Source organism: Exiguobacterium sp. Leaf187, assembly GCF_001423925.1.
GTDB classification, from domain to species: Bacteria; Bacillota; Bacilli; order Exiguobacteriales; family Exiguobacteriaceae; genus Exiguobacterium_A; species Exiguobacterium_A indicum.
On record NZ_LMPR01000012.1, the window covers coordinates 103,351 to 118,117 of the forward strand.

The following is a 14,767-nucleotide window of genomic DNA, read 5'->3' on the forward strand; positions in this document are numbered from 1 at the left end:
TTTTAATGTGTTTCGGAAGCAGCGACAAGATCCGTCGTCAGTGTCGTCAAGCCTTGTGTCGTCTTACTGAGACCTTGGATCGTCTCGACGATTTGCCCGAGGTTTTCTTTGTTGCGTCCAAACAAGGTGAGGGAATTCTCCATTTCACTCTTAACGGTTTGAATTCCTTGTTTAACTTGTTGCAATTCTTGCTGAGATGCGGTGTTGGCACGTGTAATGTCTTCCATCTGAGAAACGAGTTGTGTGATATTACCATTGTTCTTTTGAATCAGACCGTTGATACTGCTACTCAACGATTTCGCATTCTCGGCAAGGTTTCGAACTTCCGTCGCGACGACAGCAAATCCTTTACCGTGTTCACCGGCACGTGCTGCTTCAATCGAAGCATTCAACGCGAGTAAGTTCGTCTGATTGGCGATCGCTTCGATGCTTTGCGTCATCTGGACGATCTCATCCGATGTCGTCTTCAATTCATGGATGCTTTCAAGCGAAGTACCAACTTGTTGTGTCGATTGAGCGAATTGTTGCTCCATCTGTTGCATCTGTCGTTCGTTAGCAATCGTCATTTGAACGAGTTGCTGGCTTGTCTGCTCCGTCTGAGCTGTTTCTGCTAATACTTGTGAAGCACGTCGGCTCGTCTCGATGATGGCATGATCCGTGTGCTCAACTGAGCTTGCGACTTCTTGACTGACACGAACGACGTCCGTCAAAAGTTGACGGCGTGACTCGTTCGCCGTCGTCACTTCATTCAAGCGAGAATCGACGTACTGGCTCGTCACGATCTGAGCGTCTAAGTTCATTGCGTGAGTCAATGCAAGCACAGCTGTTGTCAGTTGTGCTGGGTCATGCTGATAGTGTTCGACGATTTTTGGAATCAACAACGTCTGAAACGCAGCATACGAAGCGATGAACCAAGTGACGGGAACGAAGTTGTGTTTATGTGTCTGTCCCATTCGCGTACGCATCGCGAGGAATGACTCGTTCATATTTCCTGTCAGTAGACTCGTGAAGTAGTCAGCAAAGACTTTCTTCAGTCGTTCGCGTGTCGACGATTGTTTTGCGATGGTTGCCATCTCAGGATTTAATAGAAGATGATCGAGGACCTGTTCAAGAACCTCATCTAAGATGCCTTGAACGACAGGTGCCATCGATTTAAGTGTCTGTAGCTGTTCTTCTGTATACCCCATGTATACGAGACGGGATGTGAGATCAGGATCTGCCGTCTTCGTAATGAGACGGGAATCAGGAAAGCCGATGGTAGCTTGATAAGCCGAAGTAGTCTTACTTTTAAAAGGATTACGCACGTAGTTGCCTCCAATACTCAAGATGTGAATAAAATGATGTCTGTTTCTTATCGGTTCATCTTGCCGAAGCGATACTGGTTTTCGAAAAAAAGACAAAAATATTGAAAAACATTGACCGGAAACAAAAAAACTCATGGCAAGCGCCATGAGGAGAATGGAAAAAGAACAGGATTAGACTGGTTGGTCTTCCTGAAATGCTTTTTTAGCGTCCACGATCGAGCGCATTCGTTGAACGCAAGCTTGAACGAATTGAATGTCAATGGAGGTGAAACGGGTGACAGGTCCACGAGCTGACTCGGCACTGAATGTGAAGGTTCCGAGATTCCAAAGTTCGATTTTAAATCGTTTTCCTTTGTTGTCGTCGAAGTGTTCTACGAATTCGATTTTCGGTACCATACGAACCCCTCCTTACTCCGTACATTCCCGCTTTTCAAAAAATAAAAAAGCCAAACTGCGTGTTAGAAGCAGTTTGGCATGAAAATTTAAGCAGTCGGTACATCGTAGCCGATTTCTTCGATCGCATCGACGAGACGTTCACGAGGAACATCCTCGTGCTGGACTGTAACCTGGTTTTGTTCGAGTGAGACAGTAGCATGTTGTACACCTTCGACTTCAGATAAAGCTGATTCGACACTTGCTTTACAGTGATTGCATGTCATACCGATAACAGATAATGTTGTTTCTTTCATGATGATGTTCCTCCTTCAGATAGTGGGGTACGTTTTAATCGTAACGCATTCGTCACGACAGAGACAGAGCTGAATGCCATCGCGGCACCCGCAAGCCATGGGGCAAGCAGACCGAGAAAGGCGACCGGAATACCAATCGTGTTATAACCGAGTGCAAAGACGAGATTTTGACGAATGTTTTTCATCGTCTGCTCACTCAGCTCGATCGCAAGTAAAACTTGTTTTAAGTCGTGTCCAAGTAGCGTCACGTCGGCTGCTTCAAGGGCAACGTCCGTTCCGCTACCGAGCGCGATGCCGACATCTGCTGTTACGAGAGCAGGGGCATCATTGATACCGTCTCCGACCATCGCGACACGTTTCGTTTGTTGAAGTGACTGAATGACATCTGCCTTTTCAATCGGCAAAACGTCAGCAAAGACGAACGCTGGATCCAGTCCCAGTTCTGTTGCTAAATGATCAGCGACTTCACGACGATCACCGGTCAAGAGATATACTTCTTTTGTCTCGCGCAACCGCTTGATCGTTTCTTTCGCTGAATCTTTTAGCGCGTCACGGATGGCGTATCCGGCTGCAACTTCTCCATCGACAGCGACGTATACGAGAGTCGCTCCAGGTGATGTCCAATCAGGAAGAATGATGTTTCGTTCCTGCATCATTCGCGCCGATCCGACGATGAGATCATGTCCCATGATTTGTCCCGTGATCCCACGTCCTGATTCGACGTGGAACCGTTCGATATCAAAGACGACATCCCGTTCTGCTGTGATGGCGCGAGCAAGAGGGTGTTCCGATTGCCGTTCAAGCGCAGCAGCGAAATCGAGCGCTGTCTCCGTACCGAACGTTTCGACGACGACAGGGCGACCGACTGTCAGTGTTCCGGTCTTATCAAAGACGACAGCATCGACATGTTGAAGATTCTCGAGTTGAGCGCCCCCTTTAAAGAGAATCCCTCGTTCAGCCCCTTTTCCAGTTCCGACCATGATCGAAGTCGGTGTCGCAAGTCCGAGTGCACATGGACAAGCGATGACGAGCACCGCGATGGCAGGACGAATCGCTTCCGCAAAGGATCCACTGATCATCCACCAAGCGGCTAACGTCAGAAGCGCGATGGCAACGACGATCGGCACGAACACACCAGAAATCCGATCGGCTTGTCGTTGAATCGGTGCCTTTTCAGTCTGCGCTTGTTCGACGACACGAATGATTTGTGAAAGAACCGTCGCTTGTCCGATCTTTGTCGCTTCGACTTGTAAAGATCCGTTCGTATTCAGCGTACCACCAATGACGGATGCCCCAACCGTTTTATGAACAGGCGCAGATTCACCGGTCAACATCGATTCATCGAGATACGCGTCGCCTGAGCGAATGATACCATCTGTCGGAATTTTATTCCCAGGTTTTACGAGTAAGATCATCCCGGTTTGAATTGCATCGATGGAGACCGTTCGTTCCTGTCCGTCCTCTAAGATGACGGCTTCCTTTGCTTGTAGGGAGAGCAGGCTTTTAATTGCTCCCGTCGTCTGTTGTTTCGCACGGTCTTCGAGGACCTTGCCGAGTAAGACGAGTGTAATCAGAATCGCACTCGTCTCAAAGTAGAGATGCGGCATATCAGAGACGAGTAGCATTTCAGCAACGGAATAAAAGTAGGCTGCCGATGTTCCGAGTGCAACGAGGACATCCATGTTGGCACTCCCACTCCGTAAACTTTTATAAGCCCCACTATAGAAGGGCGCTCCGATGATGAATTGCACCGGTGTCGCTAAAGCAAACTGTAGCCACGGATTCATTAAGAATGGAAGGTGGAACGGACTGTTTGGAATATGCGTCAGCATGCTCGCGAGCAACGGTAACGATAGAATGGCCGCGATCATAAAGCGATACAGCATCCGGCGATTCGATTTTGTTGCGTGTGGTGCTTGTTTGACCGTTGCCCCGTAGCCGATTTTTCGGATTTTTTCGATGATCGCTTGATCGTCATAAGAATCAGAAATCGAAACACGAGCGGTTTCAAGCGGCAAGTTGACCGTTGCTTCAACCCCGTCCATCCGGTTGAGGACTTTTTCAATCCGGGCGGAGCAGGCGGCACACGTCATGCCTTCAATATCAAACTCAATCGTTTTTGACATCAGAAAACCCTCCTTACTTTTTCAATCGAGCGATGACCGACATCAATTCATCGACGTAAGCGTCCGTACTATCTTGACGGGTGGCGACTTCATGCATGCACATCTTAACGTGGCGTTCGATGATTTGTAGTTCGACTTGCCGCAAAGCTGCTTGGATTGATGCCGTTTGCGTCAAAATGTCGATACAATACCGATCTTCAGCGACCATATTAGCAATCCCGCGGACTTGTCCTTCGATGCGCTTCAATCGCTTCATCAACGCATCTTGTTCTTCATTCGTTCGTGGAACGACGGGGTGATCGTGTGTCATAGTCGTGCCTCCTTTGGTGATCTTGTTGTTATCTTTACTCTAACATATAGGTATGGGGGGTACCAGTATATAGCTTAAGAAATAAAAAAGCAGTCGCGAGAGGCGACTGCTTTTGCACTTACTGATTGGAAACTTGTGGTTTGACGATCGTTTCGTTCAATGAGCGTTGATCGCTGATGATATCTTCGGCTTGTGTCGCCCGTTTAATGAAGAAGGCAAGGACGAATGCTAGACCAGCGATGAACGTCGAGATGAAGAACGCATAGTTGATTCCGTCAAGCGTCGCTTGCATCGTAATCTGCTGTTTCAGAGCAGCAGCCGCTTCAGCTGTCGGTTGACTCGTCATGTTCTTCGCCGCTTCAGCCGCGAGTTCTGTCCCACGTGTCTTCGCATGCGTCGACATGATCGTTACGAGCAAGGCTGTTCCGATCGCACCGGATACTTGTTGCAACGTATTGTTCATCGCTGTTCCGTGTGGATAGTAGCGCGTTGGTAACTGGTTTAAACCGTTCGTCGAGACTGGCATCATGACCATTGACATCCCGAACATCCGTAACGAATACAGGACGATCAGATGCGTATACGTCGTATCCATCTCGAGCTGACTGAAGTAGTAACTGGTAACGACTGTGATGAACAAACCAGTCAACGCAAGAGGACGTCCACCGATCTTATCAAACAGTTTCCCGTTGATCGGTGACATGACGGCCATCAAGATGGCACCTGGTAATAGCATGAGACCCGCATCAAGTGGTGAGATACCGCGAATCGTCTGGACATAGATCGGAAGCAATAACATGCCCGAGAACATCGCCATCGTGACGACCATCGAGATGGCAGAAGACAAGGCGAACATCGGGTAACGATAAATCTTGAAGTTGAGCATCGGACGTTCCATATGGAGCTGACGGTAAATGAATGTCACGAGTGCGATGACTCCGACGATCAAAGCTCCATAGACGTGGAAGCTATCCCAACCTTTAGAGCCAGCTGAGCTGAATCCATACAGTAAGCCACCGAAACCAAGTGACGAAAGTGCCACGGAAGCGAGATCGATCCGAGTGGCAGACCGTTCCTTGACGTCACGAAGTAAGAAGAAACCAGCAACGAGCACGATCAAGGCGATTGGTGTGATGAAGTGGAACAACATCCGCCAATCATAGTGCTCGATGATCCAACCAGACAACGTCGGTCCGATTGCTGGGGCACCCATCATGATTAATCCGAAGAAGCCCATCGCAGTCCCACGTTTTTCAATCGGGAAACTGACGAGCATGACGTTCATCAGTAACGGCATCATGATCGCAGAACCAGATGCTTGAATCATCCGTCCTGCAAGCAAGACAGGGAAGACTTCTGCGAAGCCGGCAAGAATCGTTCCAGCCGAGAAGAGCGTCATCGCGAATAAGAAGAGGCGACGAACCGAATATTTTTGAATCAAGAACGCAGATGTCGGAATCAAGACACCGTTGACGAGCATGAAACCAGTTGACAGCCATTGAGCAGTTGATGGTTCAATCGCAAGATCCTTCATGATCGAAGGCAGGGCGATGTTGAGCAACGTATTATTTAAGAAAGCAATGAATGCCCCGATCATCAAAACGGCGAGAATGCCGTAAGGAGCTCGAGCTGTGTGAGTTGCACTTTGTTGCATGAATATCCTCCTAACTAAACTAACGGTACATATTTCTATACGGTCGTTCTATCTGTAGTTTATCTTAATCCGATTTAGTTCGAATTACAAATAATAATAGCTAAGAAAGGTAATTTTATTTTTTATGTAAGATTGAAAGCGTTTTTCTAGTGAAGTAAACAAGGAAAGAAGCATGTTGTACACTCGACATCGCTTCCTAGGATAACGATTCGTGGTAAACAAAAAAGCGCAATCCTTCTCGTTAAAGAAAAATTGCGCTTGGTCTTCAGTTTGAAACAGCCGGAAGTCTAGCATTACTGGACGTTCGTTTCGAGTGCATCTTTCGTGATGTCGTAATGCGAGGCTGTCCAGACCGATTTACCGTCTTGAATGAATAAGACTTGTGGTGACTCGTGTCGAACGCTGTAATGTTCGGCGATGTGATTCGATAAGGTCCGAGCTTCTTGGACGAAAAGATATGCTGTTGGAACAGACGTTTCATCTGCAAACTTCGTATACTCCGAGAATCCTGCGGCACTAATCGGACATGTCGTGCTGTGTTTGCAAATCACGAACGCGTTGTGTTCGGACGCAAATTGATCAAAATCAGAAATGGATTGCAGCTTACGTGGTTGTGTCATGTATATCATCCTCCATACGTCCGGAGACGTTCACTTAACTTTAGATTTTCCCGGTAATCGACCGGACAGTCAATCAAAACGGGTCCATCACTTGCAAATGCTTGGTCAAGACAATGTGCGAGGGAGCCGTGTTCACCGACACGGAGACCGAGTGCGCCGAAAGCATGAGCCAGTTGAACGAGGTCTGGATTGTCAAACGTGATGTAAGACGAACGCCCAAACGCTTGTTGTTGTTTCCATTCAATCAGTCCATAGGTTCCGTCACGCCAAATCAATACGACGAGCGGAAGCTTCAGACGAACAGCGGTCTCGAGATCTTGTCCATTCATCAAAAAGGCACCATCTCCAGCGGCACAGGCGATTCGCCGGTCCGGATATAACAGCTTGGCTGCGAGCGCACTCGATAAACCATAGCCCATCGAAGCAAATCCGTTGGAAATGAATAACTGATCCGGACGTGTCGTTTGATAATGGCGTGCGAGCCAGACTTTGTGTGCACCAACGTCCGAGAAGACCATGCCATCCTCCCCGACAGTTCGTTCGAGTTCACGGACGATACTTTGAGGATGTAAAGGCAGGGCAAGCGAGTACGTTTCTTGAATCTCGTCGCGTAATTTATCGCGATCTTGTTGCCAGTCGTTCCACGCACGCTCGGGCAGTAAAGGAGTCAATACAGTCAGCATATCGACGAGTGGTCCGACTACGTTCGCGACAACCGGATAATAAGCATCGATTTCGTGAGGATTCGTATCCAAATGGACGATCGGTGTCTTTTTCGGATTCCATTTTTGCGGAGGTAACTCCGTAATATCGTAGCCCACCGTAATGATGAGGTCACTCGAATCGAGAATCCGTTGGTTGTAATCGACGTCTGGTAAACCGATTGTGTGTGCGGCAAGCGGATGGTGTGAAGAAATCGCTCCTTTTCCCATCATCGTCTCGACGACGGGAGCTTGGAGCTTTTCGACGAATGCTCGAAACGCATCAAGTGCTTGTTGCCGATGAATGCCAAATCCAGCAATGATGACCGGACGTTTTGCTCGTTCGATCAGACGTAAGGCGTCAGGATCATCAATCGTCAGGGAATGGAGATGCGTTGGTGTACTGTCCTGCTGTAAGGGTGTCGCTGCTTGATCACGTTCTTGTGTTGCGATGTCTTCTGGAAAAGAGATATGGGTTGAACCTGGTTTTTCACTTTTTGCTGTCGCGAAGGCACGTCGCACGATTTCCGGAATGACCTCCGCCGACAGAACGGATGTACTAGACTTCGTGACCGGACGATAGAGGTCTACGAGGTCAAATATTTGATGCGATGCTTTGTGTTGCCGTGCTGTCGCTCCTTGACCTGTGATCGCGACGACAGGGGAATGATCCATCGTCGCACTTGCAATACCGGTCATCATATTGGTCGCACCGGGACCAAGTGTCGATAGGCAGACACCCGGTCGTCCACTCAGGCGACCGAACATCGCTGCCATGAACGCAGCATTCGTTTCGTGACGCGTCGTGATGAACGTGATCGACGAACGACTGAGTGATTCGAGTAATGTGATGTTTTCCTCACCGGGAACACCAAAGATATGCGTGACGCCCTCTGCCTCTAAACATTGGACGAACCAATCCGCCGCGTTCACGCTAGTCCACCGATTGAAATGTACTTCGTCTCGAGATAGGCTTCGAGTCCTTCACTACCACCTTCGCGTCCGAGACCGGATTGTTTCATTCCACCAAATGGTGCTTGCGCAGCAGAAGGAACACCATCATTCCAGCCGACGATTCCGTAATCAAGCCCTTCGATCGCGCGAATCGCACGGGCGTAATCCTTCGTAAAGACATACGAAGCGAGACCGAATGGTGTCTGGTTGGCGTAACGAACCGCTTCCTCATCAGAACTGACACGCTGGACGGGAGCAACAGGTCCGAACGTCTCCTCGTTCATGATCAGCATGCCGGGTTTTACGTCCGCGAGAACGGTTGCTTCATAATAATAGACATCGTTCTCCTCATCCGTCGTTCCTGTTCCGCCCGTGACGACTCGTGCACCAGCGGATGTCGCATCATCAACATGTTTTTTGACTTTATCGTAACCCGCTTTATTGATCATCGGTCCAATCTTCGTCTCAGCATCAAGACCATTTCCGGTCTTCAGCTTCGCTGTCTCTTGCCCGAGTTTTTCAACGAACGCATCATAGATCGAGTCGGATACGTAAATCCGGTTTCCGCAGACGCACGTTTGACCGCCATTACGGAATTTCGACTTAATCGTCTCAGCGACAGCTAAATCGAGATCACAGTCATCAAAGACGAGAATCGGTGCATGTCCGCCAAGTTCAAGCGACATCGCTTTGATCGTCTCTGCTCCTTGAGCCATCAGCGTCCGTCCAACTTCGGTTGAACCAGTGAAAGTGATCTTATCGACATGTGGATGTGTCGCGAGTGATTCACCAAGCGCTTTCCCGCTACCTGTAACGGCATTAACGACGCCTTCTGGAATCCCGACTTCTTGACAGAGTTCAAGAAGACGAAGCGCGGTAAGCGGAGTCGCTGTTGGTGGTTTGATGACGAACGTACATCCGGCGACGAGTGCCGGAGCAAGCTTTCGGGTAATCATGGCAGCCGGGAAATTCCATGGTGTGATCGCAGCAACGACACCGACCGGCTGTTTGATGACTTGAAGTCGTTTGCTCGCATCATGCGTTGGAATGACACGCCCATAAGCGCGTTTTCCTTCCTCTGCAAACCATTTGACGAAGTTTGCGGCATACTGCACTTCACCTTCTGACTCAGCGAGCGGTTTCCCCATTTCAAGCGTCATCAGGCGAGCCAGTTCATCTTTTTTCTCAATCATCTTCGCATATAACTTCTCGAGAAGTTCGGCACGTTCGTAGACTGTCCGCTTCGACCAGTCAGGAAATGCCTTCCGTGCTGCTTCTACTGCGTCGTTGACGTCTGATTTTGTTCCGTTTGGTACACTACCGACGACTTCTCCAGTTGCTGGATTCGTAACATCCGTCCGTTCTCGTCCGTGATCTAGCCATTGCCCACCAATAAAGAATTGTCCCTTCATCCTGAAAATCCCCCTTTTTTACATGCATTGGTAAGGGTATACCCGAACGAAGAAAAAAAGATTCACTTTCGGAAGGAAAGGTTATGCAAAAGGGTAGAAATCGACCGATAAACAGTGTAGGATAATTCAGTAAATGTAATGTAAAACGATCTGAAATATTCAGTGTGAACGAAGAGTGACAACCGTTGATGTGAAATGGTGGAATCACCCCCGAAACATTGACTTTAAAAGTGGATTTGATAAGATGAAGGTAGAGGAATTGCGCAATCGGTTGCGCTGTGTATAGAAGTTCAATAACTAATGAAAATAACACCCCAAAGACTGACCTACGAGAGGATTCACGACACATGACACAAATGATACCGCGCCCTGAAACGGCCCAACAAACAATTACACGAGCTTGGTGGAAAGAAGCAGTTGCTTACCAAATCTATCCACGCAGCTTTTACGATGCAAACAACGATGGAATCGGCGATATTCCGGGTATCATCGCAAAACTGGATTATTTGAAGGATCTTGGCGTCGACGTTCTTTGGATTTGCCCGATGTTCAAGTCACCGAACGACGATAACGGATATGACATTAGTGATTATGAAGACATCATGGATGAGTTCGGTACGATGGCGGACTTCGATCTCTTAATGGAAGAAGCGCATAAGCGTGACATCAAGGTCTTGCTTGATCTCGTCGTTAACCACACATCGGATGAACACCCGTGGTTCCTTGAATCACGTTCGTCAAAAGACAATGAGAAACGCGATTGGTACATCTGGAAAGATGCGGTCAATGGTGGAGAACCGAACAACTGGGAAAGTATTTTCGGTGGATCAGCATGGGAATATGACGAAAAGACGGAGCAGTACTTCCTGCACGTCTTCTCTCGTCGTCAACCAGACTTGAACTGGCAAAACCGCGACATGCGTCAAGCGGTCTATACGATGATCAACTGGTGGCTCGATAAAGGCATCGACGGTTTCCGAATCGATGCGATCAGTCACATCAACAAGGATCAATCATTCGCTGATCTCCCGAATCCGCTTGGTATGCCGTATGTCCCTTCATTCGATATGCATATGAACGTAGAAGGCATCCATGCGTATCTCGAAGAGTTGAAGGATGAGACGTTCTCGAAATACGATATCATGACAGTCGGAGAAGCAAATGGCGTCACACCGGAAGAAGCGGATCTCTGGGTCGGAGAAGAGAACGGTAAGATGAACATGGTCTTCCAGTTCGAACACATGGATCTCTGGCGCGCAGACGCTGAAAAAGGCGTCGACGTCGTCAAACTGAAGCAAGTGCTGACGAAATGGCAAAAAGGACTTGAAGCAACAGGTTGGAATGCGTTGTACCTCGAAAACCACGATAAGGTTCGTTCGGTCTCTCTTTGGGGCGACGAGGAACAGTACTGGAAAGAGAGCGCGAAGTCGCTTGCGATGATGTATTTCTTCATGCAAGGCACACCGTTCATCTATCAAGGACAAGAGATTGGGATGACGAACGTTCAATTCCCGGACATCTCGGATTATGATGATGTCGCGACGAAAAACATGTACGAGATGCAACTTGCTTCCGGGAAGACACATGAGGAAATCATGGAAGTCATCTGGAACTCGTCCCGTGATAACTCACGCACACCAATGCAGTGGACGAACGAGCAAAACGGTGGCTTCTCAAATCAATCTCCATGGTTTGGTGTCAACCCGAACTACGCGGACATCAACGTCGCGTCGCAAGAACAAGATGAAGATTCAATCTTGAACTTCTACAAACGAATGATCCAAATCCGTAAGATGGAAGAGACATTGATCTATGGCGCGTATGATCTCATCTTACCGGAAGATACGAAAGTCTACGCGTATACACGGACGTTTGGTGACGAACAATTCTTGATCGTTACGAACTTAAAAGGCGAAACAGCAGAAATCGATACGGACATCATCTTGCACTCGGACAATATGTTGCTCGGCAACTATCCGACGATGCACCATGAAGGAACAGAGCTGGAACTTCGTCCATTCGAAGCTCGTCTGTACCGTGTGCGCTAATATGTTTTGAACGGATTCGATAGTTGTCGAATCCGTTTTTTTCTTGCATGTAAGCAGAAGGTGCATCAGACGAAAAAATCGTGTACGCTAAACGATGAGGTGATAGAAGTGAAACCAGTAAAGTACCCGGTGTCATTACGACAAGTGACGACGATCGAAGATGGTCCGATGCGTGAATCGGTCGAACTTGAGGCGGACGGCACATTGTTCGAAACAAAAGACGGTTTTGCCGTGAAGTTCGTTCAGCCGGATGAACAACCGATCGATACGACGATCAAATGGTCAAAAGACCAGATCGCTTTGAATCGCAAAGGTCCTGTTGCGATGCATCACGTCTTCATTTTAGGAGAGACGACCAAAAGCCAATATGGCAGTCAATTCGGTCAGATGTTGATGGAAACGGACACGAAGACGATTGAGATGAAACGGCAGCAGATGCAGTTTCGCTATACATTAAAGATGAATGGACAAGCAGTCGGTACGTATATGATTGATTTAACTTGGGAACGGAGTGAGACGAATGGCATTTGAACAAACAGTACGTCAAATGGAGCAGATGTTGGAAGAGGAATGGTTTGAGTGGCTCGAGAACGATGAGCCGCGTTACAACGAATGGCGCGATCAACTCGAAGGACTCGCAGAGCAGGTCATCACGGAATATAATCCGAAGGTCGATCCAGAAGCGATTGATACACTGCTTTTAATTAACGAAGAATTACCGGTCTTATACGGTGAAGATACCGTCATGCTGTATACAGCGCTCTTGAAAGCACGTCAGGAAGACGATCAAGTATACGAGCGTTACTTGACGATTCTTGGTGCGTTCGCGGACGAACAGCATCCAGCAATCCGTGAAGTCGAAAAGTTAGTCGCGAAAAAGGACTATAAAAATGCCTTCGCACGTGCAGTCCGTCTGCCACAGTCGCTCGGCTTAGAATAAACAATCACAGTGGACCATCTTGTTTTAGGCAAGGTGGTCTTTTTAGGAGGAAGCGTCATGTATCCACTCTATCGAATCATCGTCGCGGTCATCCGTAAGGGCGATCAACTGCTCATCGTCCATAATCAATCGGGTCAGGAGAAACGCTGGAGCTTACCCGGTGGACAGATTGAGTCTGGAGAGACCCTCGAGCAAGCACTGCGTCGCGAGGTGGAAGAAGAAACCGGTTTGACGGTCACATCGTCGTCGTTTGCCTTCTTAACGGAGAACTTCATGCCAACTTATCAAGCGCACAGCCTCGTGACTTATTTTGATTGCGAAGTGAGTGGTGTACTTGATCCAAGTGATCCCGATGAAGAAATCATTGAGACGAAGTGGATCAACCAAACAGAGTTAGCGGAGTACATCACGAGTGAAGACGTCCGTCTTCCATTATCGGCATATTTAGAAGAACAGCACAAAGGCTATTACATGTTTGAAGAGATGAAGTGGTAACTCGGCTGTCATCGTTTCTTTACATTCCTTAAAGCGGTCTCCATCGTTCATTTACATTCGCTCGGTATGATGAAACCATCATCGTGAACAGGGAGGAAACACAAATGAACAAGAAATGGATGGCGACAGGTATTCTCGGTACAGTGCTTATGACGGGAGTTGCGGGCTATACATATGAATCGGCTCAGCCGGTCGAGGCAAAACAAAACACGAAACAAGCGAAGGTTAAAAATGTCATCTTCATGATCCCGGACGGTTATTCAGCTGCCTATGCAACGAATTATCGCTGGTATCAAGGAGGCGAGGAGACGGAACTCGACGGTCACTTAAAAGGAATGATGCGGACGTATTCGGCAAACACGAAAGTGACCGATTCAGCTGCTGCCGGAACGGCGATGGCAACAGGAACAAAAACAAACAACGGAACAATCGGTATGGATCCAAGTGGAAAAGAAGTGGCGTCTATTCTTGATCGGGCGGATCAAGCGGGCAAAGCAACAGGACTTGTCTCGACATCAGCTATCACCCATGCGACACCAGCTGTTTTTGCATCACACGTCGCAACGCGCGCGAACGAAGCGGACATCGCGAAGCAATACATGGATGAAATGAAAGTCGACGTCTTACTGGGTGGCGGTCAGAAGTTCTTTTTTGATCAGAAAAATGGTGGCGTTCAAGAGGCTGGTAATCTAGTGAAGAAAGCAGAACGAGCAGGATACCAGTATGCGGATTCACTCGAAAGTTTAAATGAGACGGACGGTCGTAAAGTTCTTGGATTGTTTGCAGAAGAAGGAATGGCACCAGAACTGGACCGGGAAAACACGAATCAACCGAGCCTTGCGACGATGACGTCGAAAGCCCTGCAAACATTGAAGAAAGATCGCGATGGCTTCTTCTTGATGGTAGAAGGAAGTCAGATCGACTGGGCGGGTCATGCGCATGATGCTGCTTGGGCGATGAAGGATGCAGAAGCGTTCCACCAGGCAGTCGAAAAAGTGCTTCGTTTTGCTGCAAAAGATAAACATACTTTAGTCGTCGTTGCCGGTGACCATGATACAGGTGGTATGTCCGTCGGTGGATACGATGAGTACGTAGCGAAACCGGAAGTCTTGAAAAACGTCAAGGCGACGGGAGATGAGATGGTTCGTCAGTTCAACGACGACTTATCGAACATCGCAACTGTCGTCAAACGAGAAACGACGTTTGATTTGACGACTGAAGAAATTCAGACGTTGCAAAAAGTGGATGCGAAGAAACGCGTCATGACATTGAATGAGATGATCAGTAAACGAGCGTATGTCGGCTGGACGACTGCCGTGCATACAGGTGTTGACGTTCCGCTCTACGCGTACGGTCCACAAAGCGAACAGTTCAGTGGATTGCATGAAAATACGGACATCCCTGGTCTGATGGCCAATGCGATGAAATTAAAAAAATGATGTATTGGACGTGATTAAATCAAGCGGTGGATGATCCACTGCTTGATTTTTTTTGAGTACTTATCTGCTTGTGTG

Annotated in this window: 14 protein-coding genes; 5 read left to right on the plus strand and 9 right to left on the minus strand. The window is 48.1% G+C overall.

The features are described 5' to 3' along the window. Nucleotides 1-2 precede the first annotated feature (2 nt). The 9 genes from ASF99_RS15835 to ASF99_RS15875 form a co-directional block, all read right to left on the minus strand. Nucleotides 3-1,304, minus strand: coding sequence for a globin-coupled sensor protein (locus ASF99_RS15835; protein WP_023466806.1), 1,302 nt, complete (start codon nt 1,302-1,304; stop codon nt 3-5). A gap of 171 nt (nt 1,305-1,475) precedes the next feature. Continuing rightward, nucleotides 1,476-1,700, minus strand: a complete 225-nt coding sequence (locus tag ASF99_RS15840) for a hypothetical protein (protein ID WP_023466807.1) — start codon at nt 1,698-1,700, stop codon at nt 1,476-1,478. 86 nt (nt 1,701-1,786) lie between these two features. Further along, nucleotides 1,787-1,993: a heavy-metal-associated domain-containing protein gene (locus tag ASF99_RS15845; RefSeq protein WP_023466808.1), complete on the minus strand. Its 207-nt coding sequence runs from the start codon at nt 1,991-1,993 to the stop codon at nt 1,787-1,789. Beyond that, nucleotides 1,990-4,119, minus strand: a complete 2,130-nt coding sequence (locus ASF99_RS15850) for a heavy metal translocating P-type ATPase (RefSeq protein WP_053452453.1) — start codon at nt 4,117-4,119, stop codon at nt 1,990-1,992. The genes ASF99_RS15845 and ASF99_RS15850 overlap by 4 nt, the downstream gene beginning before the upstream one ends. A gap of 13 nt (nt 4,120-4,132) precedes the next feature. Then, on the minus strand, nt 4,133-4,429 hold the full coding sequence (locus ASF99_RS15855) for a metal-sensitive transcriptional regulator (RefSeq protein WP_023466810.1): 297 nt from the start codon (nt 4,427-4,429) through the stop codon (nt 4,133-4,135). Nucleotides 4,430-4,547: 118 nt separating this feature from the next. Beyond that, on the minus strand, nt 4,548-6,083 hold the full coding sequence (locus ASF99_RS15860; RefSeq protein WP_055969955.1) for a DHA2 family efflux MFS transporter permease subunit: 1,536 nt from the start codon (nt 6,081-6,083) through the stop codon (nt 4,548-4,550). 293 nt (nt 6,084-6,376) lie between these two features. Next, entirely contained in the window at nt 6,377-6,703 is a 327-nt protein-coding gene (ytxJ, locus tag ASF99_RS15865; RefSeq protein WP_023466812.1) for a bacillithiol system redox-active protein YtxJ, read from the minus strand. Nucleotides 6,704-6,708: 5 nt separating this feature from the next. Continuing rightward, the gene (locus tag ASF99_RS15870) at nt 6,709-8,337 is read right to left on the minus strand and encodes an acetolactate synthase large subunit (RefSeq protein ID WP_053452454.1); all 1,629 of its coding nucleotides are present in this window, start codon (nt 8,335-8,337) and stop codon (nt 6,709-6,711) included. Then, on the minus strand, nt 8,334-9,770 hold the full coding sequence (locus ASF99_RS15875; protein WP_023466816.1) for an NAD-dependent succinate-semialdehyde dehydrogenase: 1,437 nt from the start codon (nt 9,768-9,770) through the stop codon (nt 8,334-8,336). Before ASF99_RS15875 ends, ASF99_RS15870 begins: the two co-directional genes overlap by 4 nt. Before the next feature lie 347 nt (nt 9,771-10,117). Here ASF99_RS15875 and ASF99_RS15880 point away from each other — a divergent pair, with 347 nt between their 5' ends. From ASF99_RS15880 to ASF99_RS15900, 5 genes are all read left to right on the plus strand, one after another. Next, on the plus strand, nt 10,118-11,818 hold the full coding sequence (locus ASF99_RS15880) for a glycoside hydrolase family 13 protein (RefSeq protein WP_052169408.1): 1,701 nt from the start codon (nt 10,118-10,120) through the stop codon (nt 11,816-11,818). A gap of 108 nt (nt 11,819-11,926) precedes the next feature. Further along, on the plus strand, nt 11,927-12,349 hold the full coding sequence (locus tag ASF99_RS15885) for a DUF1934 domain-containing protein (RefSeq protein ID WP_235147615.1): 423 nt from the start codon (nt 11,927-11,929) through the stop codon (nt 12,347-12,349). After that, entirely contained in the window at nt 12,339-12,758 is a 420-nt protein-coding gene (locus ASF99_RS15890; protein ID WP_023466820.1) for a hypothetical protein, read from the plus strand. Before ASF99_RS15885 ends, ASF99_RS15890 begins: the two co-directional genes overlap by 11 nt. 57 nt (nt 12,759-12,815) lie before the next feature. After that, nucleotides 12,816-13,253 (plus strand): NUDIX domain-containing protein, encoded by a 438-nt coding sequence (locus ASF99_RS15895; protein ID WP_053452455.1) that lies wholly within the window; start codon nt 12,816-12,818, stop codon nt 13,251-13,253. Nucleotides 13,254-13,357: 104 nt separating this feature from the next. Beyond that, the gene (locus ASF99_RS15900) at nt 13,358-14,692 is read left to right on the plus strand and encodes an alkaline phosphatase (RefSeq protein WP_053452456.1); all 1,335 of its coding nucleotides are present in this window, start codon (nt 13,358-13,360) and stop codon (nt 14,690-14,692) included. The last annotated feature ends 75 nt before the right edge of the window (nt 14,693-14,767 follow it).